Source organism: Aeromonas sp. QDB20 (assembly GCF_027707805.1).
GTDB lineage: Bacteria > Pseudomonadota > Gammaproteobacteria > Enterobacterales > Aeromonadaceae > Aeromonas > Aeromonas dhakensis.
Genome location: NZ_JAPCJC010000001.1, coordinates 141,982 through 167,086 on the forward strand (window position 1 = coordinate 141,982; position 25,105 = coordinate 167,086).

The 25,105-nt window shown below is 62.8% G+C and carries 19 protein-coding genes; 6 read left to right on the forward strand and 13 right to left on the reverse strand.

The genetic code is table 11. The annotated features are described in order from the left end of the window. The first annotated feature begins 87 nt into the window (after positions 1-87). From lon to ppiD, 3 genes are all read left to right on the forward strand, one after another. A complete protein-coding gene (lon, locus tag PG897_RS00565) occupies positions 88-2,442 on the forward strand; it encodes an endopeptidase La (protein WP_005301522.1) in 2,355 nt (784 codons plus the stop codon). A 240-nt stretch (positions 2,443-2,682) separates the two neighbouring features. Next, entirely contained in the window at positions 2,683-2,955 is a 273-nt protein-coding gene (gene hupB / locus PG897_RS00570) for a nucleoid-associated protein HU-beta (RefSeq protein ID WP_005315375.1), read from the forward strand. 151 nt (positions 2,956-3,106) lie between these two features. Continuing rightward, complete coding sequence (gene ppiD, locus PG897_RS00575) at positions 3,107-5,020, forward strand: peptidylprolyl isomerase (protein ID WP_201881855.1); 1,914 nt, start codon at positions 3,107-3,109, stop codon at positions 5,018-5,020. Positions 5,021-5,264: 244 nt separating this feature from the next. On the opposite strand, the gene PG897_RS00580 is transcribed toward ppiD, so the two are convergent. The 5 genes from PG897_RS00580 to PG897_RS00600 all read right to left on the reverse strand — a co-directional run bounded on the left by PG897_RS00580 (position 5,265) and on the right by PG897_RS00600 (position 11,581). Beyond that, the gene (locus tag PG897_RS00580; protein ID WP_010633798.1) at positions 5,265-6,857 is read right to left on the reverse strand and encodes an ABC-F family ATPase; all 1,593 of its coding nucleotides are present in this window, start codon (positions 6,855-6,857) and stop codon (positions 5,265-5,267) included. Between the two features lie 234 nt (positions 6,858-7,091). Beyond that, the gene (locus PG897_RS00585; protein ID WP_201881854.1) at positions 7,092-8,747 is read right to left on the reverse strand and encodes a cation acetate symporter; all 1,656 of its coding nucleotides are present in this window, start codon (positions 8,745-8,747) and stop codon (positions 7,092-7,094) included. Beyond that, on the reverse strand, positions 8,744-9,055 hold the full coding sequence (locus tag PG897_RS00590) for a DUF485 domain-containing protein (protein WP_005301514.1): 312 nt from the start codon (positions 9,053-9,055) through the stop codon (positions 8,744-8,746). The genes PG897_RS00585 and PG897_RS00590 overlap by 4 nt, the downstream gene beginning before the upstream one ends. Before the next feature lie 109 nt (positions 9,056-9,164). Further along, the gene (locus PG897_RS00595) at positions 9,165-9,791 is read right to left on the reverse strand and encodes a 3'-5' exonuclease (protein ID WP_054544786.1); all 627 of its coding nucleotides are present in this window, start codon (positions 9,789-9,791) and stop codon (positions 9,165-9,167) included. Positions 9,792-9,793: 2 nt separating this feature from the next. Beyond that, positions 9,794-11,581, reverse strand: coding sequence for a putative nucleotidyltransferase substrate binding domain-containing protein (locus tag PG897_RS00600; protein ID WP_201881853.1), 1,788 nt, complete (start codon positions 11,579-11,581; stop codon positions 9,794-9,796). A 167-nt stretch (positions 11,582-11,748) separates the two neighbouring features. Here PG897_RS00600 and PG897_RS00605 point away from each other — a divergent pair, with 167 nt between their 5' ends. Continuing rightward, entirely contained in the window at positions 11,749-12,555 is an 807-nt protein-coding gene (locus tag PG897_RS00605; protein WP_201881852.1) for a crotonase/enoyl-CoA hydratase family protein, read from the forward strand. 66 nt (positions 12,556-12,621) lie between these two features. On the opposite strand, the gene PG897_RS00610 is transcribed toward PG897_RS00605, so the two are convergent. Continuing rightward, positions 12,622-14,121: an alanine/glycine:cation symporter family protein gene (locus PG897_RS00610; RefSeq protein ID WP_117403429.1), complete on the reverse strand. Its 1,500-nt coding sequence runs from the start codon at positions 14,119-14,121 to the stop codon at positions 12,622-12,624. 316 nt (positions 14,122-14,437) lie between these two features. Between PG897_RS00610 and PG897_RS00615 the strand changes: the two genes are divergently transcribed. Beyond that, positions 14,438-14,875, forward strand: a complete 438-nt coding sequence (locus tag PG897_RS00615) for a GNAT family N-acetyltransferase (protein WP_124250592.1) — start codon at positions 14,438-14,440, stop codon at positions 14,873-14,875. A 19-nt stretch (positions 14,876-14,894) separates the two neighbouring features. After that, on the forward strand, positions 14,895-15,704 hold the full coding sequence (locus PG897_RS00620) for a zinc-dependent peptidase (protein WP_201881851.1): 810 nt from the start codon (positions 14,895-14,897) through the stop codon (positions 15,702-15,704). 82 nt (positions 15,705-15,786) lie between these two features. Here the strand turns inward: PG897_RS00620 and PG897_RS00625 are convergent, their stop codons facing one another. The 7 genes from PG897_RS00625 to PG897_RS00655 form a co-directional block, all read right to left on the reverse strand. Further along, the gene (locus PG897_RS00625; protein WP_017764320.1) at positions 15,787-16,383 is read right to left on the reverse strand and encodes an acetate uptake transporter; all 597 of its coding nucleotides are present in this window, start codon (positions 16,381-16,383) and stop codon (positions 15,787-15,789) included. 663 nt (positions 16,384-17,046) lie between these two features. Next, a complete protein-coding gene (locus PG897_RS00630) occupies positions 17,047-19,947 on the reverse strand; it encodes a DUF748 domain-containing protein (RefSeq protein ID WP_201881850.1) in 2,901 nt (966 codons plus the stop codon). A 48-nt stretch (positions 19,948-19,995) separates the two neighbouring features. Continuing rightward, positions 19,996-20,757, reverse strand: coding sequence for a substrate-binding periplasmic protein (locus tag PG897_RS00635; protein ID WP_043171664.1), 762 nt, complete (start codon positions 20,755-20,757; stop codon positions 19,996-19,998). 38 nt (positions 20,758-20,795) lie between these two features. After that, positions 20,796-21,218, reverse strand: a complete 423-nt coding sequence (locus PG897_RS00640) for a MerR family transcriptional regulator (protein ID WP_005301493.1) — start codon at positions 21,216-21,218, stop codon at positions 20,796-20,798. Between the two features lie 11 nt (positions 21,219-21,229). Continuing rightward, positions 21,230-22,186, reverse strand: coding sequence for a hydroxymethylglutaryl-CoA lyase (locus PG897_RS00645; protein WP_043171665.1), 957 nt, complete (start codon positions 22,184-22,186; stop codon positions 21,230-21,232). Beyond that, positions 22,183-24,147 (reverse strand): acetyl/propionyl/methylcrotonyl-CoA carboxylase subunit alpha, encoded by a 1,965-nt coding sequence (locus PG897_RS00650; protein WP_043171667.1) that lies wholly within the window; start codon positions 24,145-24,147, stop codon positions 22,183-22,185. Before PG897_RS00650 ends, PG897_RS00645 begins: the two co-directional genes overlap by 4 nt. 109 nt (positions 24,148-24,256) lie before the next feature. Then, on the reverse strand, positions 24,257-25,096 hold the full coding sequence (locus tag PG897_RS00655) for an enoyl-CoA hydratase-related protein (protein WP_043171668.1): 840 nt from the start codon (positions 25,094-25,096) through the stop codon (positions 24,257-24,259). Positions 25,097-25,105 lie beyond the last annotated feature (9 nt).

Here is a 25,105-nt window from a genome sequence, read left to right on the forward strand (position 1 = left end):
CGGTTTCGGCGATTGAATCTCATCTAAGCGCCCCCATATACTCAGCCAAGCGCTTTGCCAACGGTATAACAAGCCGAGAGGACATATATGAACCTAGAGCGTTCAGAACGCATCGAGATTCCCGTCCTGCCTCTTCGTGACGTGGTGGTTTATCCCCACATGGTCATTCCACTCTTTGTGGGGCGGGAAAAATCCATTCGCTGTCTGGAAGCGGCCATGGAGCAGGACAAGAAAGTTCTGCTGGTGGCCCAGAAGGATGCGTCAACCGATGAGCCGACGGTGGAGGAGATCTTCTCCGTCGGGACAGTGGCCAATATTCTGCAGATGCTCAAGCTGCCCGACGGCACCGTCAAGGTGCTGGTGGAAGGGGGCCAGCGTGCCCGTCTTGAGCGGATGATCGACGACCGGGACTTCTTCGTTGGCGAGGCGCAGTACATCGCCTCCAAGGCGATCGACGAGAAGGACCAGGACGTGCTGGTACGTTCTGCCATCGGTCAGTTTGAAGGTTACATCAAGCTCAACAAGAAGATCCCGCCCGAGGTGCTCACCTCGATTTCGGCGATCGACGACGCGGCGCGCCTGGCCGATACCATGGCTGCCCACATGCCGCTCAAGCTCGAAGACAAGCAGAAGGTACTGGAAATCGCCTCCGTGTCCGAGCGCATCGAGTTTCTGATGGCCATGATGGAGTCGGAGATCGACCTGCTGCAGGTCGAGAAGCGTATCCGCTCCCGGGTCAAGAAGCAGATGGAGAAGAGCCAGCGCGAGTACTATCTCAACGAGCAGATGAAGGCCATCCAGAAAGAGCTGGGTGAGCTGGAAGACAGCCCGGATGAGTTCGAGGCCCTCAATCGCAAGATTGAAGAGGCCGGCATGCCGGAAGATGCGCGTGAGAAGGCGCAGGCCGAGCTTGCCAAGCTGAAGATGATGTCCCCCATGTCGGCGGAAGCCACCGTGGTGCGCAGCTACGTCGACTGGATGGTGCAGGTGCCGTGGAAGGCGCGTTCCAAGGTCAAGAAAGACCTGGGCAAGGCGCAAGAGGTGCTGGATGCCGATCACTATGGCCTGGAGAAGGTCAAGGATCGCATCCTCGAGTATCTGGCGGTGCAGGCGCGGGTCAACAAGCTCAAGGGCCCCATCCTCTGTCTGGTTGGGCCTCCCGGTGTGGGCAAGACCTCGCTCGGTCAGTCCATCGCCAAGGCCACCGGTCGCAAATATGTGCGTATGGCGCTCGGCGGCGTGCGTGACGAGGCGGAGATCCGCGGTCATCGTCGTACCTACATCGGTTCCATGCCCGGCAAGCTCATCCAGAAGATGGCCAAAGTCGGCGTGAAGAACCCGCTGTTCCTGCTCGACGAGATCGACAAGATGAGCTCGGACATGCGAGGCGATCCCGCCTCCGCCCTGCTGGAAGTGCTGGATCCCGAGCAGAACAACAGCTTCAACGATCACTACTTGGAAGTGGATTATGACCTGTCGGACGTGATGTTCGTGGCCACCTCTAACTCCATGAACATCCCGGGTCCACTGCTGGACCGGATGGAAGTGATCCGTCTGTCCGGTTACACCGAAGACGAGAAGCTCAACATCGCCAAGCAGCACCTGGTCTCCAAGCAGATCCAGCGCAACGGCCTGAAAGAGTCCGAGATCACCATCGAGGATTCCGCCCTGGTCGGGGTGATCCGCTACTACACCCGCGAGGCGGGGGTGCGTAGCCTGGAGCGCGAGATCTCCAAGATTTGTCGCAAAGCGGTCAAGCGCATCCTGCTGGACAAGAGCATCAAGCATGTTCAGGTCAATCAGGCCAACCTCAAGGAGTTCCTCGGGGTACAGCGCTTCGACTACGGCAAGGCGACCGACCAGAACCAGGTGGGTCAGGTCTGTGGTCTGGCGTGGACCGAAGTGGGGGGCGATCTGCTCACCATCGAGACCACCAACATGCCGGGCAAGGGCAAGCTCACCTACACAGGCTCCCTCGGTGACGTGATGCAGGAGTCCATCCAGGCGGCCATGACGGTGGTGCGGGCCCGTGCCGAGAAGCTGCGCATCAATGCGGACTTCTACGAGAAGCGCGACATCCACGTGCACGTACCGGAAGGGGCCACCCCCAAAGATGGTCCTAGCGCCGGTATCGCCATGTGTACCGCCCTGGTCTCCAGCTTGACCGGTAATCCGGTTCGTGCTGATGTGGCCATGACGGGGGAAATCACCTTGCGCGGCGAAGTGCTGCCCATCGGCGGTCTCAAAGAGAAGCTGCTGGCGGCTCATCGTGGTGGCATCAAGCGTGTGCTGATCCCGAAAGAGAACGAGCGGGACCTCGAGGAGATCCCGGACAACGTCAAACAAGACCTTGAAATTCATCCGGTTCGCTGGATTGACGAGGTGCTGGAACTGGCGTTGCAGGACAATCCGCAAGGGTTTGAGCGCGTTTCTGTCGTATAAATGTTGATGCGCCGCAAATTTGGCGCATTCGGGCGGTGGTTAAGGCTTGCATGCTCCGGATAACGGAAGTAGCCTTGACCACCGATCGGGAACTCATGATGAGTCGCAAGGCGTGATGTGGCGCGGGTTTGCGCCAGATTGTCACTTGCAACTGATCAGGAGGCTTGCTATAAAACCTCCACTTGTTGTGGCCAGGGAAATCGGCGCCGCAGCGATGTTCGATAAAAGGGGAATATAAGAGTGAATAAATCTCAACTGATTGACAAGATTGCAGACGGTGCTGATATCTCCAAAGCCGCTGCTGGCCGTGCGCTGGATGCTTTCATTGACGCCGTCGGTGAAGCTCTGAAAGAGGGTGACCAGGTTGCTCTGGTTGGTTTCGGTACTTTCGCCGTGCGCGAACGTGCTGCCCGTTCTGGCCGTAACCCGCAAACTGGCGCGACCATCGAAATCGCCGCTGGTAAAGTTCCTGCCTTCAAAGCCGGTAAGGCCCTGAAAGACGCGGTCAACTAAGCCGGGCGCTGATTCTACATCGGCTACCGTCCTTGGTCACAGACCAGACAAGTGAGAGGGCTCTCCCTCATACTGATTGACCAAGGCGCATCGCAATCGGTGCGCCTTTTCATTATTTACGCCCATCGAGTTCGGGAGCATAAGTACAAACATGATGTTGGATAAACTACGCGAAGGGGCGCAGGGCAAGGTGGCCAAGGTTATCTTGGGCCTGATTATCCTCTCCTTTGCCTTGGCCGGTGTAGGTAGCTATCTGAACGGTCCGGCCCGTACCGCCCCCGCCACCGTCAACGGCACGGATATCACTGCCGCGGCACTGGAAAATGCCTACCGCAACGAGCGCGCCCGCATGGAGTCCCAAATGGGGGAGTCCTTCAATCAGCTGGCCGCCAATCCCGATTACATGAAACAGTTCCGTCGCGGCGTACTGGACAGACTGATCGATCAGGCCCTGTTTGACAGCAAGGCCCGTGAACTGGGTCTGCGGGTCAGCGATGAGCAGATCAAGCAGGCCATCGTCGCCATGCCCGAGTTTGCCGAAGAGGGCAAGTTCAACAACGATCGCTACCTGCAGCTGATCCGCCGTGCCGGCATGACCCCCGAGATGTTCCGTGACTCCCTGCGCCAGGACATGGTGCGTCAGCAACTGATGGGCGCCCTGTTGGGCACCGAATTTGCGCTCAAGGGTGAAGCCGAGCAACTGGACAAGCTCTACAACCAGACTCGCGATCTGCGTCTGGTGCGCCTGGCCGCCTCCGCCTATCTGGGTGACGTAAAAGTCTCCGATGAAGAGGTGGAGCAGTACTACAAGGCTAACAGCAACCGCTTCATGAACGACGAGCAGGTTAAGGTCGACTATCTGCTGCTGGACGCCGCCACCCTTGGCAAAGACGTCAAGGTGAGCGAGCAGGATGCCCAGGACTACTACGATCAGCACCAGGATCTGTTCCAGCGTGCCGAGCGTCGCCACGTGGCTCACATCCTGATCCCGTTTGGCAAGGACGAGAAAGCCGCCGAGCAGAAGGCTGAAGCCGTACTGGCCAAAGCCAAGGCGGGTGACGACTTCGCTGCCCTGGCCAAGGCCGACTCATCCGATACCTTCTCCGCCAAGAAGGGCGGCGAGCTGGACTGGTTCGAGAAAGGGGTGATGGATCCGGCGTTCGAGAAGGCGGCCTTTGCCCTGACCAAGGCCGGCGATCTCTCCGCCGTCGTCAAGAGCCCGTTTGGCTTCCACGTCATCAAGCTGCTGGGGGTTGAACCGGCCCAGACCAAGCCGTTTGCCGATGTGAAAGCAGAGACCATCAGCCGTCTGCAGAGCGACAAGGCCAAGGAGCTGTTCTTTGCCGAGCAGCAGAAGATGGCCGACAGCAGCTTCGAGAACCCGGACTCGCTGGACTTGACCGCTGAGACCATGGGCCTCAAGGTGCAGTCCACCGGTTACTTCAGCCAGGCTGATGCACCGGCACCGCTCAACGATCCCAAGGCGCTTTCTGCGGCCTTCTCCGAGCAGCTGCGCGATGACAACACCAACTCCGACGTGATCGAGCTGGCTGACGGCAAGGCGCTGGTGATGCACATCACCGGTCACCAGCCGAAAGCGGCCAAGCCGCTGGCGGAGGTGAAAGAGCAGGTGATTGCCGCCATCACGCACGACAAGGCCAGTGAAGTGGCCCGTGGCAAGGCGCAGGGTCTGCTGGACAAGCTCAAGGCCGGCGAGAACATCCAGTCTGAGCTGACTGCACTGGGTCTGAAGGTGGAGAGCCACGATGGCGTCGCCCGTTTCGCCCAGGATCTGGATCAGAACCTGGTGGCACAGGCCTTCCGCATGCCTCATCCGGTCGATGGCAAGCCGAGCGTCGAGCTGGTGACCGAAGCCAATGGCGACCGCGTGGTGGTGGCCCTGGACAAGGTGACCGTCGCCAAGGAGCCGTCCGGTATGGCCAAGCTGCTGCAAGGCCAGCTGGGTCAGGGCAAGGCTCAGGTGAGCTACAAGTCTCTCATCGACGAGCTGCGCAAGTCTGCCAAGATTGAGTACTTCACCGACGTGGAAGCCACGGTCGAATAAGTCGAACCGATCCCAGTCGATATGAGAACGGCCCCTTGATGGGGCCGTTTTTTTATCTGCACGCGGCGGAAGGGGCGGGATGTGCTGCTCCTTCTGGCCGAAGATAAGCTGCCTGGCGGAAGGTCAGTTGCGGGAGCCGAACCCTTGGCTCTTCTGGTCTGCATCCCAAGAGGGAGCCTTGCCAACAGGCATAAAAAAACCGGCAACGCGTGCCGGTTTTTATCGTGCTGCCTGAAGGTCGGGGTTACACCACGCCCTGGGTACGCAGGTAATCCTCGTAGGTGCCGCCGAAATCGCGGATGCCGTTCTCGGTCAGCTCCAGGATGCGAGTCGCCAGGGAGGAGACAAACTCACGGTCGTGGGAGACGAAGATCAGGGTGCCCTTGTACATCTCCAGCGCCAGGTTCAAGGATTCGATGGATTCCATGTCCAGGTGGTTGGTCGGTTCATCCATGATCAGGATGTTGGGGCGCTGCATCATCAGCTTGCCGAACAGCATGCGGCCCTGTTCACCACCGGAGAGCACCTTGACCGGCTTCTTGATGTCGTCCTGGGAGAACAGCAGACGGCCCAGCACGGAGCGTACGGCCTGCTCGTCTTCGTTCTCCTGTTTCCACTGGGCCATCCAGTCGAACACATTGAGGTCGGTGTCGAAGTCCTCGGCGTGATCCTGGGCGTAGTAGCCTATCTGAGCGTTTTCGGACCACTTGATGGTGCCGGTATCCGGTGCCAGTGCCCCAACGAGGGTCTTGATCAGGGTGGATTTACCGATCCCGTTGGTACCCAGAATGGCGACCTTCTCGCCCACTTCCAGCATCATGTTGAGCCCCTTGAACAGGGGGCCGTCGCCATAACCCTTGGAAACGCCTTCGATCTCCAGGATGTTGCGGTAGAGCTTCTTCTCCTGCTCGAAGCGGATGAAGGGGTTCTGACGGCTGGAGACCTTCACTTCCTCAATCTTGATCTTGTCGATCTGCTTGAGGCGAGAGGTGGCCTGGCTGGACTTGGAGGCGTTGGCGCTGAAACGCGACACGAAGGATTGCAGATCGGCGATCTGGGCCTTCTTCTTGGCGTTGTCGGCCAGCAGGCGCTCACGGGCCTGGGTGGCGGCGGTCATGTACTCGTCGTAGTTGCCCGGGTAGACGCGCAGCTCGCCGTAGTCCAGATCCGCCATGTGGGTGCAGACGGAGTTCAGGAAGTGACGGTCGTGAGAGATGATGATCATGGTGCTCTCGCGATCGTTGAGCACCTGTTCCAGCCAGCGAATGGTGTTGATGTCCAGGTTGTTGGTCGGTTCGTCCAGCAGCAGGATGTCGGGGTTGGAGAACAGCGCCTGTGCCAGCAGCACCCGCAGTTTCCAGCCCGGCGCCACTTCGCTCATGGGGCCGTTGTGCTGCTCGATGGGAATGCCGGCACCCAGCAGCAGCTCGCCTGCGCGGGCTTCGGCGGTATAGCCGTCATACTCGGCGACCAGGCCTTCCAGCTCGGCGGCCTTCATGTAGTCGTCGTCGGTCGCTTCCAGATTGGCGTAGATGGCATCGCGCTCGGCGATGGCGGCCCACAGCTCGGTGTGACCCATCATGACCACGTCCAGCACGCGCATCTCTTCGTAGGCGAACTGATCCTGACGCAGCTTACCAATCCGCTCGTTGACGTCCAGGCTCACATTACCGCCAGTGGGCTCCAGATCGCCGCCGAGGATCTTCATGAAGGTGGACTTGCCACAGCCGTTGGCGCCGATGAGGCCGTAGCGGTTGCCGCCGCCAAACTTGACGCTGATGTTCTCAAACAGCGGCTTGGCGCCGAACTGCATGGTGATGTTGTTGCTTGAAAGCACTGGAATGTCCCGGTTGATCTGTCAAATGGCGCGCATTATGGCACAGATCCCCCGAAAGTTTTAGCAAGAACTGTGATCCGGGCCTATTGCAGGGGGGATTTGGATGGTGGTGCTGTGCGCTCACGCCCCCTGGCGGCCATGGCCGCGTCGATCGGACAGCAACGGGCGCTAACCGTAGCCTGTCGGCATGAAAAAAGCCGGCCCTGAGGCCGGCTTGCACTGTTAATGGAAGGCTCAGTGGGAGCTGGCGCTGGCGGCGCCAAGCCCGGTCTGGGAGCGGACGAACTGCGGGAAGAACCTGGCGTGCTCGTCGGCGGCATTTTGTGACTTGTCGGTCACCGAGAAGAACCAGATCCCGACAAACGCCAGCCCCATGGAGAAGAGGGCAGGGTACTCGTAGGGGAAGATCGCCTGGGCATGACCCAGCACCTTCACCCACACGGTCGGGCCCAGGATCATCAGGCTGACTGCACTCACCAGCCCCAGCCAGCCGCCATAGACGGCGCCGCGGGTGGTCAGGCGTGACCAGAACATGGAGAGGAACAGCACCGGGAAGTTGCAGCTGGCGGCGATGGAGAAGGCCAGTCCCACCATGAAGGCGATGTTCTGCTTCTCGAACAGGATGCCCAGCCCGATGGCCACCACACCCAGCACTATGGTGGTGAGCTTGGAGACGCGCAGCTCGTCGGCTTCGTTGGCCTTGCCCTTCTTGATGACGCTGGCGTAGAGGTCGTGGGAGACCGCAGAGGCACCGGCCAGGGTCAGCCCGGCCACCACCGCCAGTATGGTGGCAAACGCCACGGCGGAGATGAAGCCCAGGAACAGGCTGCCACCTACCGCATCGGCCAGATGAACGGCCGCCATGTTGGTGCCGCCCAGCAGGGCGCCGGTGGCATCCTTGAAGTCGGGGTTGGTGCTGACCAGCAGGATGGCGCCAAAGCCGATGATGAAGGTGAGGATGTAGAAGTAGCCGATAAAACCGGTGGCATAGAACACGCTCTTGCGGGCCTCTTTGGCGTCACTCACGGTGAAGAAGCGCATCAGGATGTGGGGCAGGCCGGCGGTACCGAACATCAGGGCGAGACCCAGCGAGATGGCGGAGATGGGATCGGCGACCAGGCCGCCCGGGCTCATGATGGCGATGCCCTTCTCGTGCACTTTCACCGCTTCGCTGAACAGGGTACCGATGTCGAAGTTGACCGACTTCATCACCATGATGGCCATGAAGCTGGCACCGGAGAGCAGCATCACCGCCTTGATGATCTGCACCCAGGTGGTGGCCAGCATGCCGCCAAACAGTACGTAGAGCACCATCAGGATGCCGACCAGCACCACGGCCACATGGTATTGCAGGCCGAACAGCAGCTCGATGAGCTTGCCGGCACCGACCATCTGGGCGATCAGGTAGAGGGCGACCACCACCAGGGAACCGCTGGCGGAGAGGGTGCGCACCTCGGTCTGCTTGAGGCGATAGGAGGCGACGTCGGCAAAGGTGTACTTGCCGAGGTTGCGCAGCCGTTCGGCGATCAGGAACAGGATGATGGGCCAGCCCACCAGAAAGCCGATGGAGTAGATGAGACCGTCGTAGCCGGAGGTGTAGACCAGCGCCGAGATGCCGAGGAAGGAGGCGGCAGACATGTAGTCACCGGCGATGGCCAGACCGTTCTGGAAGCCGGTGATGCGCCCGCCGGCGGCGTAGTAGTCGGCAGCCGAGCGGTTGCGCTTGGAGGCCCAGTAGGTGATGAACAGGGTCGCCGCCACGAAGACCACGAACATGATGATGGCCGGGATGTTGAGGGGCTGGCGATGCACTTCGCCGGTCAGCGCATCGGCTGCCAGCAGGGGGAACGATGCCAGCAGGGCCGGCAGCAGCAGAAACTTGCCTTTCATGATTTCACTCCCTTGAGGATCTTCTGGTTCAGTTCGTCAAACTCGCCGTTGGCCCGAAACACGTAGACACCGGTCAGCACGAAGGCGGACAGGATGAGACCTATTCCGACCGGGATGCCGCGGGTGACGGAAGATCCTTCGCTCAAGGGGGTGCCAAGCCAGCCGGGGGCAAAGGCGATGAGCAGGATGAACGCCAGGTAGAGCCCCAGCATCAGGATGGAGAGGGACCAGGCGAAGCGCTGGCGCTTGGCGACCAGCGCCTGGAAGTTGGGATCTTGCTGGATCCGAAGATAAGGTTGCTGTTCCATTGCAGTGCTCCATGACATTGAGTGTCAGCGGTGGATGAGGGGGTTCCCTACCGGGCAACCTAAGCCGCCCATGTAACCAAAATGTGAATCAAATGTTATTTGTGGACAATTAGACTTTGGGATAAGCCAGTGGCCCGCCCTGATGCAGGCGCAGGAAGATGAGGGCCGCGGTGATGGCGTCGCTGAGGGCGTCGTGGGCGGGCAGGGGGGGAAGTGCCAGATGGTGGCAGATCGCCGCGAGATGAAGATCGATGACGGCCTCAGGATAGCGGCGATAGAGGTGATCGTGGTAGAGCCGGCTCACTTCTATGCCTCGCTGCGCCAGGGTCAACCCCCACAACTTGCGGCAGGCCAGGTTGAGGATGCGCAGATCATAGGCGATGTGATACCCCACCAGTTCACGGGGGCCGATGAAGGCAAGCAGCTGATGCAGCGCGGCTTCCAGCTCCATGCCCTGTTGCAGATCCTGATGGCGCAGACCGTGGATCACCACCGACTCGGCGGTGAGGTTGTCGGGTGGCAACACCCGCAGGGAGAGCGCTTCGCCGGTCAGCAGCCGGTTGCCCCGAATGCGTACCGCCCCGATGGCGACGATCTCGGCCCGGTCGGGATCCAGGCTGGTGGTCTCGAAGTCGAGGGCCACCCACTCGTCGGCCGGGGGGGCGGCAAAGAGCGGCGCGAACGCCGAGGCGTGAAAGCGGCGACCAAGCCAATGACGACGCAGGCGGCTCAACACGGCTATTGCCTCAGACGAAAGTGCAAGGTGAGCCACTGCTGGAATTTCTTCACCTGATGCAGCGCCTGGCGCAGCAGGTCCCGCTCGCCATGGCTGAGATCATTGACCTGCACCCTGCTCTCCCCCTCCTTGAGCTGGCTGCGCAACCTGAGTCGCACGAACAACCTGAACGCCTCCGCCAGATCGGCGCCAAAGCTGGCGCTGAGCCGCTCTGCCGCCACCAGCGCCTCGATGCGCCCCAGGGTGGAGGTCTCCAGGATGGCGGCTTCCAGCGCCAGCATGCGGATGCCGTGCACCAGCGGGAAGAGGCCGCCACGTTTCAGATCCAGCCCCTCCGGTGCCCGCTCCAGCCGGCCAAACAGGGTGAGGGGGGCGTGAAAGGCGACCGCCGGCCGCACCATTTCCGCCAGCAGATCTCCCCGCTCGGCCAGCTGCTCGCGCAACTTGCGGGCAACGGGGGGAAGGAGGGCGCGATCGCCGGCGATGGGGTGGGCGTCGGCCAGGGTGGCGAGCCAGAGCAGATCCTCCTCCCTGGCTTCGACGCAGGCCCGCTCGATCTCCTGCAGCCAGCCGTCGAGGGGTTTGACCCAGGCGGGGTTGTTGACCATCACCCGGCCGGGGCAGGGCGGGTAGCCGAGCCTGGCCAGCAGCTCACTGAAGGCGGCCAGATCGGCCTGTTGGGTAGGCCAGCGCAGGTCGGCGGGCAGGATCAGGGCATTGTCCTGATCGGTTTTGAGGATCTGCTCGCCGCGCCCCTCCGAGCCCAGCATCAGCAGGCAGACCCGCTCCTGCACCTCGGGCGGGATCACCAGCGCGAAGGCCTTGGCGATCAGCTGCTCGTTGATGGTGGCGATGAGCTTCATCAAGAAGGCTGTGTGGATCCCCTGGGCGAACAGGGAGCGGGTCAGCTGCTGCTGTTCACGGGCCACCGCTTCCAGTGCTGGCAGGGTGTCGGCGCGGGCGATGCGCAGGGTCAGCACATGGGAGTGGGTGGAGAAGAGGCCGAGCACCTGGGTCAGGTGCAGGATCCCCGCCACCTCCTGTCCCTGCCAGACAACCAGCCGCTTGATGCGATGACGGGTCATCAGCAACAGGGCATCGAACAGATAGCTGCCCTGGGCCAGCCCGATCAGCGGGGTGGGGGTCAGTACTGCCAGCGGCGCCGTCAGCGGCAATCCCTTGAGGGTGAGGGCGTGCAGCAGGGTCTTGCGGGTTGCCAGGCTCAGGCTGCCATCCGTGGCGGGGTAGAGCAGGCAGTCGGTGCCCCTGGCCACCATTGCCTCGGTGGCGGCCAGGAGCGACAGGCGGCTGTCGACGATGAGCGGCGGCTGCAGATGGCCGGGTTCGATGCGGGTCAGGATGAACTCCGCCAGATTCTTCTGGCCCAGCTGGGCGCGCTGCTCCTGCAGCTGCTGTCGCTGTGCCAGGCTGGCGGTGAAGTAGCGGGCGAAGGCGTCGTTGCCTTCACACAAGGCCAGGAAGGTATCGCGGGGGATCAGCTGGCAGAGCAGATCTTCCAGCGCGTTGAACTGGTGGCGACAGTGGCCGTCGAACTGGGCGCGCACGTCGAACATGTCCCCCTCGCCGTAGTCGCCAAACTGATGGTGGGGGGTCGACTCCTCCACCGCCCCCTTGATGACGAGGTAGAGGCCGGGCGGGGCGTCGCCGGCCTTTAACACCGGCTGGCCGGCGCGAAAATAGCAGATGGAGAGGGCCTGCCCCAGTTGTTGGCGCTCAGGCTCGCTCAGGCACTCAAACGGCGGACGGGCAAAGTTGAACAGGGTGGTCATGGCAATCCTTGGCCGGTGGCGTCAAATCAGTCTGACAAAGCGGCGTGCTGCCGGCCAGCCGACTTTAGTCGCACGGCCAGCCGATCCCATGGGCCGCTGTACCTGATGATAACACTCTGATAACGTGGTGGTATGACCAGTGTGAGCTCAGGAGAGGACAGGGGAAAATGGAAAAACCAAGGGTCAAATGCGAGATCCGGGACGGCATCGCCGAGGTGATGCTGGCGCGGGGCGACAAGCTCAATGCGCTGGACAGAGGCATGTTCAGCGCCATTGACGAGGTACTCGAGCAGCTACGCCAGCACAAGGGGTTGCGGGCGGTGATCCTGCACGGGGAGGGGCGGGCCTTTTGCGCCGGGTTGGATGTGAAATCCATGCTCAAGCAGCCGGTGGCGGCGCTCGAGATTTTAAAACGCGAGGCGGACGAAGCCACCAACCTGGCCCAGCGGGTGGCCTATGGCTGGCATCAGCTGCCGGTGCCGGTGATCGCCGTGACCCAGGGGGTCTGCTTTGGCGGCGGGCTGCAGATCGCCCTTGGCGCCGACTTTAGGTTCAGCACCCCCGATTGCCGCTTCTCGGTGATGGAGATCAAGTGGGGCATCATCCCCGACATGAGCGGCAGCGTCACCATGCGCAACCTGATGGGGGTGGATACCGCCATGGAGCTGGCCATGAGCGGGCGCGAGCTGGCGGCGCCGGAGGCCAAGTCTCTCGGGCTGGTGAGCCGGGTCTGCGACGATCCGCTGGCTCAGGCGCGGGAGTTCGCGAGAACTCTCATCACCAAGTCGCCGGACGCGCTGGCGGGGATCAAGCAGCTCTACAACCAGGCCTGGGCCCGCAGCGACGAGGCAATGCTCAAAGAGGAGACCCGGTTGCAAAAGCAGATCCTGGGACGCCCAAATCAGTGGCGTGCCACCCTCAACAGCCTGTTTCGCTGGCGCCTGCCGTTCGGGCCGCGCCGCAACGCGCTCTGAGCGACAAGGATGAACAAAAGAAATGGCAGCCGAGGCTGCCATTTTTGTTGGGTGAGTCTTAAGCGATCAGGAGATCTTGCGATCCTGGTCCGGCTCGAACGAGTGACCGGATTTCTCCTGCTCCAGGTTGTCTTCGGAGCGGTGACCAGACCAGTAGTCGGCGTTCTTGATGCCGAGTTTCTCCGGGTGGAACACCGGATCCAGCCCCTGGGCCTGCTGGGCCTCGTAGTCTTTCAGACAGGTGAAGGCGGTCTTTTGCAGCAGCAGGATGGCAATGATGTTGAGCCAGGCCATCAGGCCGACCCCGATGTCACCCATGCCCCAGGCCAGATCGGCGGTCTTGACGGTGCCGTAGACAGTGGCGGCCATCAGGGCAATCTTCAGCAAGAAGGTGAGCCAGGGGCGGTTAATCTTGCGGTTGACGAACGCTATGTTGGTCTCGGCGATGTAGTAGTAGGCGACGATGGTGGTGAACGCGAAGAAGAACAGCGCGATGGCCACGAACATGCTGCCAAAGCCCGGCATCATGCTCTCCATGGCGGTCTGCACATAGCCCGGGCCCGCAGCCACGCCGGCAATACCGGTGTAGAGCGCCGCGCCATCCGGCCCCTGCACGTTGTAGAGGCCGGTGATCAGCAGCATGAAGCCGGTGGCGGAGCAGACGAACAGGGTGTCGATGTAGACGGAGAACGCCTGCACCAGGCCCTGCTTGGCCGGGTGGCTTACCGCAGCGGCGGAGGAGGCGTGCGGACCGGTACCCTGGCCTGCTTCGTTGGAGTAGACCCCGCGTTTGACCCCCCACATGATGGCCAGGCCCAGAATGGCACCGAAGCCGGCATCCATCCCGAACGCGCTCTTCCAGATCAGCAGGATCACGCCCGGCAGCGCATGGATGTTGAGGGCGATGATGACGCAGGCGACGATGATGTAGCCCAGCGCCATGAAGGGCACCACGGTACTGGCGAAGCTGGCGATGCGCTTGACGCCGCCGAAGATGATGAAACCGAGCAGCAGCGCCAGACCGGCGGCGGTGACGTTCGGATCGATATCAAATGCAGTCTGCAGACTGGCCCCGATGGAGTTGGCCTGCACCCCTGGCAGCAGCACGCCGCAGGCGAAGATGGTGGCGATGGCGAAGGTCCAGGCGAACCAGCTCATGCCAAGTCCCTTCTCGATGTAGAAGGCCGGGCCGCCGCGGTATTCGCCGTTGATCTTCTCCTTGTAGACCTGACCCAGGGTGGACTCCACGAAGGCGGAGCTGGCGCCGAGGAAGGCTACCATCCACATCCAGAACAGGGCGCCCGGGCCACCGAAGGTGATGGCGGTGGCAACCCCGGCGATGTTGCCGGTACCGACGCGACCGGCCAGGGTCATGGCCAGCGCCTGGAAGGAGGAGACCCCCGCATCCGTGCTCTTGCCATCAAACATCAAGCGGATCATCTCCTTGATGTGACGCAGTTGCAAAAAGCGGCTGCGCAGGGAGAAGTAGAGGCCTACCCCCAGACACAGGTAGATGAGCGCAGGGCTCCAAATCACACCATTGATGGCATTGACGATCTCATTCATGTACAACAACTCCTTTGTTGTGCTGTCTTGTTGGCGGGGTCTCTGCCCCGCTCCCTTAAATTTCAGGTGACCCAGGGGTCACTCGTTATGATTGGGGGCCGGTTGGTGGCGGAAGTTTCCACTGGCCAGTCCGCGGGTTTTAACATATCGATTTGTGCAAGGGCTTCCTAGCGAAATATGTTGTCACCTTGTTAATTTGTGAATTGACATTAACAAATCGTGATGTGGTTGGACAAAATGCGGTGTCAACCCGGTATCATCTCCTCTTTCATCGGCATGCCCGTGGGGGAGAAGCAGAGCAAAATCGAGGCCAAGGATGCAAACAGAGAGAGAGACGGCGGTGATCCGCCCGGCCTGCGCCGGGGATGTGGCCGCCATGGCCGACTTGTTCGGCCAGCTGGGCTACCCGGTCAGCCCACAGGAGCTGGAGGAGCGCTGGCTGACGCCGGATCCGGCCCGCGAGGTGCTGGTGGCCTGCCTGGATGAGGGGATCGCAGGCGTCTTGGTGTGGCACTGGCTGAACCCGCTGCACGTTGCACCAGAGTGGGGCCTGATCTCGGCGCTGGTTGTCGATGAGGGTGCAAGGGGAAGCGGCGTGGGGGCCGCCCTGTTGGCCGTGGCAGAGAGCCATGCACGGGAGCGGGATTGCAGCCAGCTGGAGCTCTCCAGCAGCCTCAAGCGGGAAGGGGCCCATCGCTTCTATCTGGCGCAGGGGTATGTCGAGCGTCCGAAACGGTTTGTGAAAACAGTCTGATCAGCAAAGAGGAGTCTGCGTGTTCTGGTCTCGCGTACGAAGTGTGTTTGGTGGTGCGTCCCGGCAAGATGAGCAGGGGCCGGATGCCCTGGAGTGGCAGCAGGCCCTGGCCGCAGTGCCCATTTTGCAGGGCTTTTCCCGGGAGGAGGAGCAGACCCTGATCGGGTTGGCGCAGCAGCTGCTGGCCCGCAAGACCCTCACCCAGATCGGGGTGACGCTTACCCCCCGCCAGCAGGCGGTGCTGGCCCTGCAGGCGGCGTTGCCCATTCTGCATCTGGGGCTCGACTGGTATCGGGGCTTTCACGAAATCATCCTGATCCCCGAGCCTGTGGTGCGCCGCCAGCAGGTACAGGACGAGTTCGGGCTGGTGAGCGAGGTGGAAGAGGAGAATGCCGGCGAATCCTGGCCCCAGGGGCCGCTGGTACTGGCCTGGAGCGAGCTACAGCAGGACGGTGACTGGGACGGCTTCAATCTGGTGATCCACGAGCTGACTCACAAGCTCGACATGTTGGGAGGGGAGGCCGACGGGGCGCCGCCGCTGCCGGCAGGCATGGATCCGCGCCAGTGGACGAGTGCGCTGCAGGCAGCATTCGATGCCATGCATGCGCAGCTGGATCGCCATGAGCCTACCGCCATCGACCCTTACGCCGCCTCGCACCCGGCCGAGTTCTTTGCGGTGTGCAGCGAGTGCTTTTTTACCGATCCGCTGCGCCTGCGCGATACCTATCCGGCGGTGTACCAGCAGTTCACCCGCTTCTTCGGCCAGCAGCCGGCGACGCGTTTTCCGGCGACCCGACTGCTGGCGGGTGAGCCCGAGTATCACGGCTAGTCGGGTGAACCTGGCAAATCGCGCCCAACAAAAAGGCACCCCGCGGGGTGCCTTTTTCGTGACAGCTGTGTCGGCCGGGTGCTTAGGCAGCGGCTTTGAGCTGAACGGCGGCGGCTTTTTTGTGATCGCCGATCGGCAGCACGGTGCGGCCGAACTGCTCGTTGATCACGGTGGCCATGGCCAGGTAGATGGCGCTGGCGCCGCAGATGATGCCTTCGAAACCGGCGATGGTGCCGATCAGGGTGCTGCCGGTGAAGTCACGGGCGGCCAGCAGGAAGAACAGCACGGTCAGGGAGGCGAACACGAACTGCTTCACGCGCGGGTAGTTGACGGTCCCGATCAGCATGAACAGGGTGAACATGCCCCACATCAGCAGGTACCAGCCCATGTAGGCGTGCGGAGTGGCTTCGGCCAGACCCATGGTCGGCATCACCAGCAGGAACACCAGGCTCCACCAGAAGGTGCCGTAGGAGATGAAGGCAGTCACACCGAAGGTGTTGCCGCGCTTGTACTCCATGATACCGGCGATGATCTGGGCCAGACCGCCATAGCACAGGCCCATGGCCAGGATCATGGCGCTGATGGGGAAGAAACCTGCGTTATGGATGTTCAGCAGAATGGTGGTCATACCGAAACCCATCAGACCCAGAGGGGCAGGGTTGGCCAATTTTTCGCTCACGTGGCGTTCTCCAAAAATAGAGGTGGGGGTTGATAAAAGACGCGCGATTTTAGGCAGGCTCTTGGCCTCGGGCAAGAGGCGGAAGGGACGAAACAGTAAAAAAATAACGGAATTTTTTACCCGGCTGACCATTCGTGCGATCCAGGTAGATGACAGGTGAATGAATGGTTCAAGCAAGGTTGAAAAATTGTATTGAGCAGAACGTTTCTGAAAGTTTCATACAGCTCGAGGCGATGGGCTGAGCCGCGCTGTCTACCGTATTTTCATCGCCAAACCTGAGCACACCTGAGGCCAAAAAATACGCTCATATGCCATCAGACAAGAGGCGTCAATGACTGGTTCAATACAAGCGACCTGACTGCCTGTCCGCGGCTTTGGCATGGCTGGGCAAGGGGCATTGCGCCGGGCGAGTGAGCTGACGAGGTGGATATCTGAAACAAGGGGGTCAGGATGGGGGTGATAAAGTGTTGAACGCGAGCTTGGGTCCTGCAGTTGGCCTTATGCAGTGACGCAGATTGTTGCTGGATAGCCGAGAGGGCTGGCCGGATGAAGGGGGAAGAGAAGGAACGCGGGGGATGTGCTCGGCAACAGGTCTCGAAAGGGGGGCTCAATCCCAAAGAAGAGGGGGAATGGCATCCCCCTCATCCTGCTGATGTCACCGGCTCAATCGTCCAGGGTCAGCACCACCTTGGCCTCCTTGTCGGCCTCCTTGACCTGGCTGTCCAGCACAAATAGCCGCTCCGGTGCGATCCCCTGGCGGTCTACCAGAAACTCCTTGGTGTTCTGGGCGCGGCGCATGGCCAGATTGCGCAGGGACTTGGCGGTGATGAGCTGCTGATCCCGAAGCAGGATAACCGCCTGGGCGCGCAGGGCCGGGCTCGCCTCATCGAGCTTCAGCCGATCGGCCAGATCCCCGAGATCTTCGTTGAAACGGGCCTCATAGGCCTCTGCCAGTGCCGATTGCATGGCGGGGTCCTGCTCCAGCAGATCGAGATCCACCGGGTTGCCGGTGATCTTGGCCAGCACCCGCTCGAGCTTCTGGCGCTGCAAGATGGGGCGCTCCTCGTTGAAGTTGACCTTGCCGCGAATGTTCATGCTGAGCTTGGGTCTGTCCTTGAGGGCCTGTGCCAGCTTGGTCAGCTTCTCCTGCTGGGTGGGAGTGAGATCCGGCTCACCAGGCAGGAAGGGCAGCTCGTCCAGATCCTCGCTGCCACCCGCGAGGGAGGCGAGCAGCGAGAAGGGGGAGGTGACCGCCTTGCGCAGGGTGTTGCCAAGCACGTCCCAGAAGATGTTGCCGAGGCTGAAGTCAGGCTGATCCAGGTTGCCCTTCACTTTCAGGTTCATCTGGATGACGCCGTTGGCATCGCTCAGCAGGGCAACCGCCAGCCCCAGCGGCAGATCCTTGGCCTGCTCGCTCTTGACCTTTTCCCCCAGTTGCAGCTTCTTGATGGTGATGTCGTTGTCTCCCTCCAGCCGGTTGCCGTGCAACTGGTAGTTGAGCTTCATGGAGAGCTGGCCCTTGTCGATGGCATAACCGGCGTAGGTGCTGGAGTAGGGGGTGAAGGTGGTGAGCTCCAGGTTGTTGAAGGTGACGGCCACGTCCAGCACCGGCTGCTCGATCAGCAGGTTGGTGCCGCCGCGAATGGTCACCGGGGCGTAGCGGTCCACCTTGCCGTTGAAGGCCAGCTCGGAGCGCTGGCCCGGGATGTTGCTGATGTGGCGACTCTGGCCGCTGAGGGAAGCGATGTCCACCACGAATTCCGGGCTCAGGCTGCGATCGGCAAAGCGCAGGTTGCCCTGCTCGGTGCGCACCTGGGCGATGCTGACGCGGGGGGCCGGGCCGCTGCTGGCGGGCTTGGTCGTGGCTGGTTGCGGCAGCAGCAGTTGCTGCACGTTGGTGACCCTGTCCTCGTTGATCTCGATGCGGGCGAAGGGTTTGCGCAGCAGGATGTCGTCGATCTTCACCTGCTGGCTGATGCCGTCGTAGTGCAGGCCGCTCAGTTGCAGTTGCTCAATTTGCAGCAGGCGCTGGTTGTCGGCCCGATCCAGCACGTTGAGCCGATCGATATCGAGCCCGCCGCTCAGCTCCAGCTTGCTCAATGCCCCCTTGGCATCGGTGGCCAGCGCCAGCTTGGTGCGGCTGGCAAGCTGGCCGTCGCGCACACTGATGCGCAGCAGATCTTGCAGATAGGGCTGGGCCCAGCTGAGCGGCAGACCCTGTTGCTTGATCTCGCCGTTGAGGCTGAAGGGGGCGAGGGCGAGGTCGCCGTCAAAGTCCAGTTTTGCCTGGTTGTTGAGCGCCCCGCTCAAGGTGAGCGGGCTGCGCTGTCCGCTCTGACTGCCCAGCGGACCCAGGGCCAGCGTCAGGGCGGAGAGCTCGCGCAGCAGCGGCTTGCCGCTGCTCGATTCGGTCAGCTTGAGCTGGCCCTGTTCGATGCGGGTCTGCTTGAGGCTCCAGCGCCAGGGTTTGGCAGGGGCGGCCGGTTTGGCGGCTTTACTGGTTTTGACCGGCGGCTGCGGGATCTGCAGGGTCGCCAGATCCAGCTGCTGGTTGGCATCGAGCACGGCACTGACGGCCGGGGCCTTGAGCGTCACCCGGTCGATCTGCAGCGCCTGCTTGCTGCCGTCGAGCGCGATGCCGGTCAGCGCCAGCTGCTTGAAGCGGGCAAATTCGCCGCCCTTGCTGCGCTGAAGCTGCCAGTCATTGAGGGTCAGCTTGCCCTTGGAGAGTTGCCAGCCCAGCCCCTGCTTGCCCTCGGTTATCTGGTAGGCAAGCTCGGCGTTGGCCTCGCCCCTGGCAAGCTTGATATCGAGATAGGGGGCCCAGAGCGGGGCGAAGGGGGTGAGCGCCAGTTTGCCCAGGCTGATCTTGCCCTTGCCGGCGCCGCTCATGATGTCGAGCTCACCGCTCGCCTTGAGCGGACTCTGCTTATTGAGGGTGGCTCCGAGCACGAAAGGGTTGGCGCGGCCCGGAGCGGTGGAAAAGCGTGGCAATTGCAGGTCTAGCCCGCTCAGGGCCAGGGTGGGCACCCAGCCGGGGCTGCTCTGCTTGCGGCTGTCCTGATAGGTGATGTGACCCTGCTCGGCCGCCAGCCGGTTGACTTGCACCAGCAGGGGGGCGCCGCTGTCGGTGGTCGCGGCGTTACTCGGCGCGAGCAGGCTGGCCAGCGCCTCGGTCAGGTTGAAGCGAACGTCTTGGCCGCGATCCGCCAGTCGTACCAGATTGACCGTCGGCTTGACCAGCAGTGCCTCATCGAGGATCAGGGCGCGCTGGCGCCAGCTTTCCCCTATCAGGGGGGTGAGCTGCAAGCGATCGAAGGCGACGAGGGGCTGTTGCTGGTCATCGAACAGGGTGGTGGGGCCGATGGCGAGGGAGGGGTGGCGCAGGCCGATGTCAATCTCCCCCAGGGTCAGGTGCAGACCGTAGTGTTTGGCCAGCCAGGCCGGCAGGTGGCGCTGGGTGAGGGTGGGGGCTTGCCATAACAGAATGAGCAGAGAACAGAGCAGGGCGGCGCAGAAGTAGAGAGCGTAGCGCAGCAGGCGGGCACGCAGGGGCTTGGGCATGAGGGTCTCCAATTGATGCGCATAGGGTAACAAACTTTCAGGTCATTATCATGGTGCCACTTGATTCTGTACGCCGTACCTTGTCCAGAGGCTTGCCAGTTTTCCGCTCTTTTCAAGCGCATCCAGCCACAGCTCCAGCTGCTGCACCGAGACCCTGCTATCCGGGCTGAGCAGGGCTCGCAGCGCGTATTGCTGATCCCATTTGTCCGATCGCAGCAGTCGTGCGGCCTGTTTCGGCTGTTCTTTCTCGAACTGGTTGAGGTAGGAGAGGTTGATGATGGCCACCTCGCCGCGCCCCTTGAACAGCCCCTGCAGGGCGCTGACGTTGTCCTTGACCAAGGTGATGTTGAAGCGTCGCTTCATGTTGCCCGGTGTCGCGTCGAAATCGGCGATGCCGTAGTGATAGCCGCTGACGCCGATCAGCTGGCGTTGCTCCAGATGATCAAAGACAGTTTGATCCCGCCCCGGCGCCTTGAGCGCAACATAGATCTCTCCACCCAGCAGCAGCGGACGGGTCATCAGCACCTCATCGGCATGCCAGTCCCAATGGATGTCTTCAAACAGGATCAGGGAGAAACGACCGAGGGCCAGCGCCTGGTAGCGGTGAGTGGCGGAGGTGGGCACGAAGACGAAACGCACGTCCCGCTGGATGTCGTTGAGCTGGGCGATAAGATCCAGGGTCAGCCCGTGATAGCCGTCGTTCGCATCCTTGATCACAAAGGGGGCATAGGGGTAGCCGCCGACCCGGATCACAGGGTGGCCCCATGCCCCGCAGCAGAGCAGCAGCAACAACCAGCACCAGCGTTTCATCGGGGCTCCCGGAAGGGGGTAAATAACCCCAGATTCGGTTAATCTGCGCCAGTTTTCAAGCCGTTAAGGGAATTTACGCAGCGCTGCTCGGCCGCCTCCAGCTCGGCCATCACCATCTGGATATCCTCCAGCTGCTGGCGCAGGGAGTGGCGCTTGGTTTCGATGAGCTGGATCATGGAGTTGAGCTGGGTCTTGCTGGATCGGTCGGTGTCATACATGTCGAACAGCTCGCGGATCTCCGCCAGGCTGAAGCCGAGGCGCTTGCCGCGCAGGGTCAGCTTTAGGCGGATCTTGTCCTTGTGGCTGTAGATGCGGGTCTGCCCCTCCCGGGTCGGGGTGATGAGCCCCTCGTCCTCGTAGTAGCGGATGGTGCGCGGGGTGATGTCGAACTCGTGAGCCAGCTCGGAGATGCTGTAGGTCACCTCCTTGCCGGCGAGTCCGTGGGCGAGGGTATTGGGCATGGCGGGGCTCCTTAATGCGGGGATGGCTGGCACAGCCGCGTGCGCAGCCGCTCGGCGTTGGCGTGCAGGGCCCGGCCGACCCGAGAGCCGTTGGGGCGGCCGAGCTGCTCGCTCACCCACTGACCGGTGGCGGCCAGCTTGTCGAGATCGACGCCTGTACTCATGCCAAGGCCGTGCAGCAGGTAGACCACCTCCTCCGAGGCGACGTTGCCGGAGGCGCCGGGGGCATAGGGGCAACCACCGAGCCCGGCCACCGAGCTGTCGATGGTGCGGATGCCGCGCTCCAGCGCCGGCAGCAGGTTGGCCAGCCCCTGGCCATAGGTGTCGTGAAAATGGACCGCCAGCCGGCCGGCCGGGATCTCGTGCAGCACCGCATCCAGCATGGGGGCCACCGTGCCAGGGGTGCCGACGCCTATGGTGTCGCCGAGGGATATCTCGTGGCAGCCCAGATCCAGCAGTCGCTCGGCCATGGCGGCGACCCGCTTGGGCCGGGTCGGGCCATCGAACGGGCAGGCGATGACGGTGGAGAGGTAGCCGCGCACCTTGATGCCGAGGCTGCGCGCCTCCTGCACCAAGGGGGCGAAGCGCACCAGCGACTCCTCCACGCTGATGCCGATGTTGGCCCGGGTAAAGCCGTCCGAGCAGGCGGTAAAGAGGCCTATCTCGTCGGCGCGGGCGGCGATGGCGGCCTGCAGCCCCTGCAGATTGGGCACCAGGGCGCCGTAACGGGTTGCAACCTTGCGCGGCAGGGCGTCGAACAGTGCGGCGGAATCCGCCATCTGCGGCACCTTTTTGGGTGACACGAAAGCGCCCACCTCGATGCGCTGCAGCCCGCTCTCGGCCAGGCGGGCGATGAGCTCCAGCCGCTGCACCAGCGAGAGGGTCGCGGCCTCATTCTGCAGGCCGTCCCGCGGCCCCATCTCCACCAGGCTGACCTTGTCGTCCCGGTTCTCCTGTGCTCGGTTCATGAACGCACCTCCTGCCCGGTCTGCTCTTCGGCAAAGCGCACCAGCACGGCGCCCTGACTCACCTGTTCGCCCTGGCGGCACTGCAGCGCTTCGATCACCCCATCCCGGTCGGCCTTGAGGACGTGCTCCATCTTCATGGCCTCCAGCACCAGCAGGGGCTGCCCCTTACTGACCGGCTGGCCGGCCTCGACCTGCAGCGCCACCACTATGCCGTGCATGGGGGCCAGGATGCCGGCGGCGCCGCCCACCTGGTGATCATGGTGCAGCTGATGATGCTGATCATCGGCCGAGAAGCGGATACGCCTGCCCGCCAGTTGCAGCAGATAGTCGCCCTCGCCGAGGGACTGCAGCGGGTAGCGCAGCCAGTTGCCGTCCTGCTGCAGGCGTATGTGATCCGGCCCAAGCTCGAACGGGATCTGTTCACCCTGCCAGAGCAGGGCGCCGGCTTGCTCGGTGAGGGTCAGCACGCGGGCCTCCTCGTCGATGCGCACCGCTGCGCTGAAGCTGCGGTTGGGGCCGAGCCGAAAGCCTGTTGCCTGCTGCCAGGGGGAGGCATCGCGCTGGCGACTGGCGAGCCAGAGGGCGGCGAGCGGCCAGGCGAGCGCCGGAACGGGCAGAGTATCGGTGGGAATGGGCCACTGGGTGTGGTGGCCCATCGCCAGCACCTCTGGCTCTTCGCACAGGCGCAGCAAGAGCGGACCGTTGTGCACCAAGGGGCCGAGCTCCAGCGCCGCCAGCGCGTCGGCCAGGCTGGCAAAGGCTTCGCTGCGACTCGGTGCATGGGCGATCAGCTTGGCGATCATGGGGTCGTAATAGGGGCTTACCGCATCGCCGGCGCTGACCCCGGTATCGATGCGCACTCCTTTGGGCCAGCTGAGCCACTGGATGGGGCCGCTGGCGGGCAGAAACCCGGCGGCCACGTCTTCGGCGTAGAGGCGCGCCTCCACCGCGTGGCCGCGCAGCACCACCTCCTCCTGGGTGAGTGGCAGCGGCTTGCCTTCGGCCACCGCCAGCTGCCAGGCTACCAGATCCTGGCCGGTGACGGCCTCGGTGACCGGGTGCTCCACCTGCAGCCGGGTGTTCATCTCCATGAAGAAGAACTCCTCCCCGCACAGCAGAAATTCGATGGTGCCGGCTCCTCGATACTTGATGGCGCGGGCGGCGGCGACGGCCGCCTCGCCCATGGCACGGCGCAGCGCCGGAGGAATGTCGGGGGCGGGGGCCTCCTCGATCACCTTCTGGTGGCGGCGCTGCAACGAGCAGTCCCGATCCCCCAGATAGATGGCGTTGCCGAGGGTATCGGCAAACACCTGCACCTCTACGTGGCGGGCGCAGGCGAGATAGCGCTCCAGCAGCACATGGTCGTCACCGAAGGCAGAACTTGCCTCCCGCTTGACCGCTGCCAGGGCCGCGTCAAAGTCGGCCAGCTGATCGACCCGGCGCATCCCCTTGCCACCGCCGCCACTGGCCGCCTTGATAAGGAGCGGAAAGCCCACCTGGCTCGCCTGATCGCGCAAAAAGTCGGGGTGCTGATCCGCGCCGTGATAACCGGGCAGCACCGGCACGCCGGCGGCCTGCATCAGCGCCTTGGCACCGGACTTGTCGCCCATGGCGAGGATGGCGGCGCCGCTTGGCCCGATGAAGCGCAAGCCCCGCTGCTCGCAGGCGGCGGCAAAGTCGCTGTTCTCGGAGAGGAAACCGTAGCCCGGGTGGATGGCGTCGGCGTTCGCCTCTTTGGCAATCTTCAGCACCTTGCCGGTGTCGAGGTAGCTCTCCCGGGCGGGGGCCGGCCCCAGATGCCAGGCTTCGTCGGCTTCGCGCACATGCATGGCGCTGGCGTCGGCGTCCGAGTAGAGGGCGATGGTGTGAATGCCGAGGCGCCGGGCGGTCTTGATGATCCGCACGGCGATTTCGCCACGATTGGCGATCAGCAGACGCTTGATTGGAGCGTGATGGGTCATGCTGGCTCCCTGTCGTTCAAGGCGCACAAGTGCGAAGCGTGTTGATCCACACGCCAGTTATATTGACCACAGCTGGCGATCAGCAGGTGCTTGATGGGGTGGTATTGAGTCATGTCTCATCCTTGAAACGGGGACGCCAGCTGGGGGAGCGTTTGTCGAAGAAGGCTTGCATCCCCTCCTGGGCTTCGAGACCGACCCGTACCCGGGCGATGGTCTCGACGGTTTTCTCTTCGTGCAGGCTGGCGCTGTGGCTCTCGAGGGCGGCCAGCAGCCGCTTGGTCTCTTTCATCGCCTCTGGCCCGTTGCGGCACAGACGCAGGGCCTGCGCGCGTCCTTCGGCCAGCAGCTGATCCGGCGGGCAGCGCCGGTGCGCCACGTTGAGGCGGCAGGCAGTGACCGCATCGAACGGGTCGGCGCTGAGCATCAGGGCACGGGCCTGGCGCATTCCCATGGCGCGCACCACGTAGGGACTGATCACCGCGGGCACCAGCCCGAGGCTCACCTCGGAGAGGCAGAAGCGGGCGTCATCGGCGGCCAGCACCAGATCGCAGGCACAGACCAGGCCAAGCGCTCCGCCATAGGCGGCCCCCTGCACCAGCGCCACCGTGGGGAAAGGAAGCTCGTCCAGGGTTTGCATCAACCGGGCCAGTACCCGGGCGTCTTCCCGGTTGTGCTCGAAATCGGCATGGGCCTGGTTGCGCATCCAGTTAAGATCGGCGCCGGCGCAAAAATGCTTGCCTTCGGCGCGCAGCAGCAAGGCGTGGGGGCGGTCGGCGAGGGCCTGGCCGTGGGTGTGGGCCAGCTCGTCGAGGCAGTCCAGCAGCCCCAGCATGAGGTCGGCGTCAAAGGCGTTGTGGCGGGCCGGGCGCGACAGCACCAGCTCGGCCAGCGGGCCGTGTCGCTCCAGCCGAAAACCGGGCTGAATGTCGTGACTGAATGGATCGGACATGTGAACTCC

Bases quoted from the DNA above. Each gene is read 5' to 3' on its own strand.
- lon (WP_005301522.1), top strand. From the start codon at position 88: ATGAACCTAGAGCGTTCAGAACGCATCGAGATTCCCGTCCTGCCTCTT.
- ppiD (WP_201881855.1), top strand. From the start codon at position 3,107: ATGATGTTGGATAAACTACGCGAAGGGGCGCAGGGCAAGGTGGCCAAG.
- PG897_RS00585 (WP_201881854.1), bottom strand. From the start codon at position 8,747: ATGAAAGGCAAGTTTCTGCTGCTGCCGGCCCTGCTGGCATCGTTCCCC.
- PG897_RS00590 (WP_005301514.1), bottom strand. From the start codon at position 9,055: ATGGAACAGCAACCTTATCTTCGGATCCAGCAAGATCCCAACTTCCAG.
- PG897_RS00600 (WP_201881853.1), bottom strand. From the start codon at position 11,581: ATGACCACCCTGTTCAACTTTGCCCGTCCGCCGTTTGAGTGCCTGAGC.
- PG897_RS00605 (WP_201881852.1), top strand. From the start codon at position 11,749: ATGGAAAAACCAAGGGTCAAATGCGAGATCCGGGACGGCATCGCCGAG.
- PG897_RS00610 (WP_117403429.1), bottom strand. From the start codon at position 14,121: ATGAATGAGATCGTCAATGCCATCAATGGTGTGATTTGGAGCCCTGCG.
- PG897_RS00615 (WP_124250592.1), top strand. From the start codon at position 14,438: ATGCAAACAGAGAGAGAGACGGCGGTGATCCGCCCGGCCTGCGCCGGG.
- PG897_RS00630 (WP_201881850.1), bottom strand. From the start codon at position 19,947: ATGCCCAAGCCCCTGCGTGCCCGCCTGCTGCGCTACGCTCTCTACTTC.
- PG897_RS00635 (WP_043171664.1), bottom strand. From the start codon at position 20,757: ATGAAACGCTGGTGCTGGTTGTTGCTGCTGCTCTGCTGCGGGGCATGG.
- PG897_RS00640 (WP_005301493.1), bottom strand. From the start codon at position 21,218: ATGCCCAATACCCTCGCCCACGGACTCGCCGGCAAGGAGGTGACCTAC.
- PG897_RS00645 (WP_043171665.1), bottom strand. From the start codon at position 22,186: ATGAACCGAGCACAGGAGAACCGGGACGACAAGGTCAGCCTGGTGGAG.
- PG897_RS00650 (WP_043171667.1), bottom strand. From the start codon at position 24,147: ATGACCCATCACGCTCCAATCAAGCGTCTGCTGATCGCCAATCGTGGC.
- PG897_RS00655 (WP_043171668.1), bottom strand. From the start codon at position 25,096: ATGTCCGATCCATTCAGTCACGACATTCAGCCCGGTTTTCGGCTGGAG.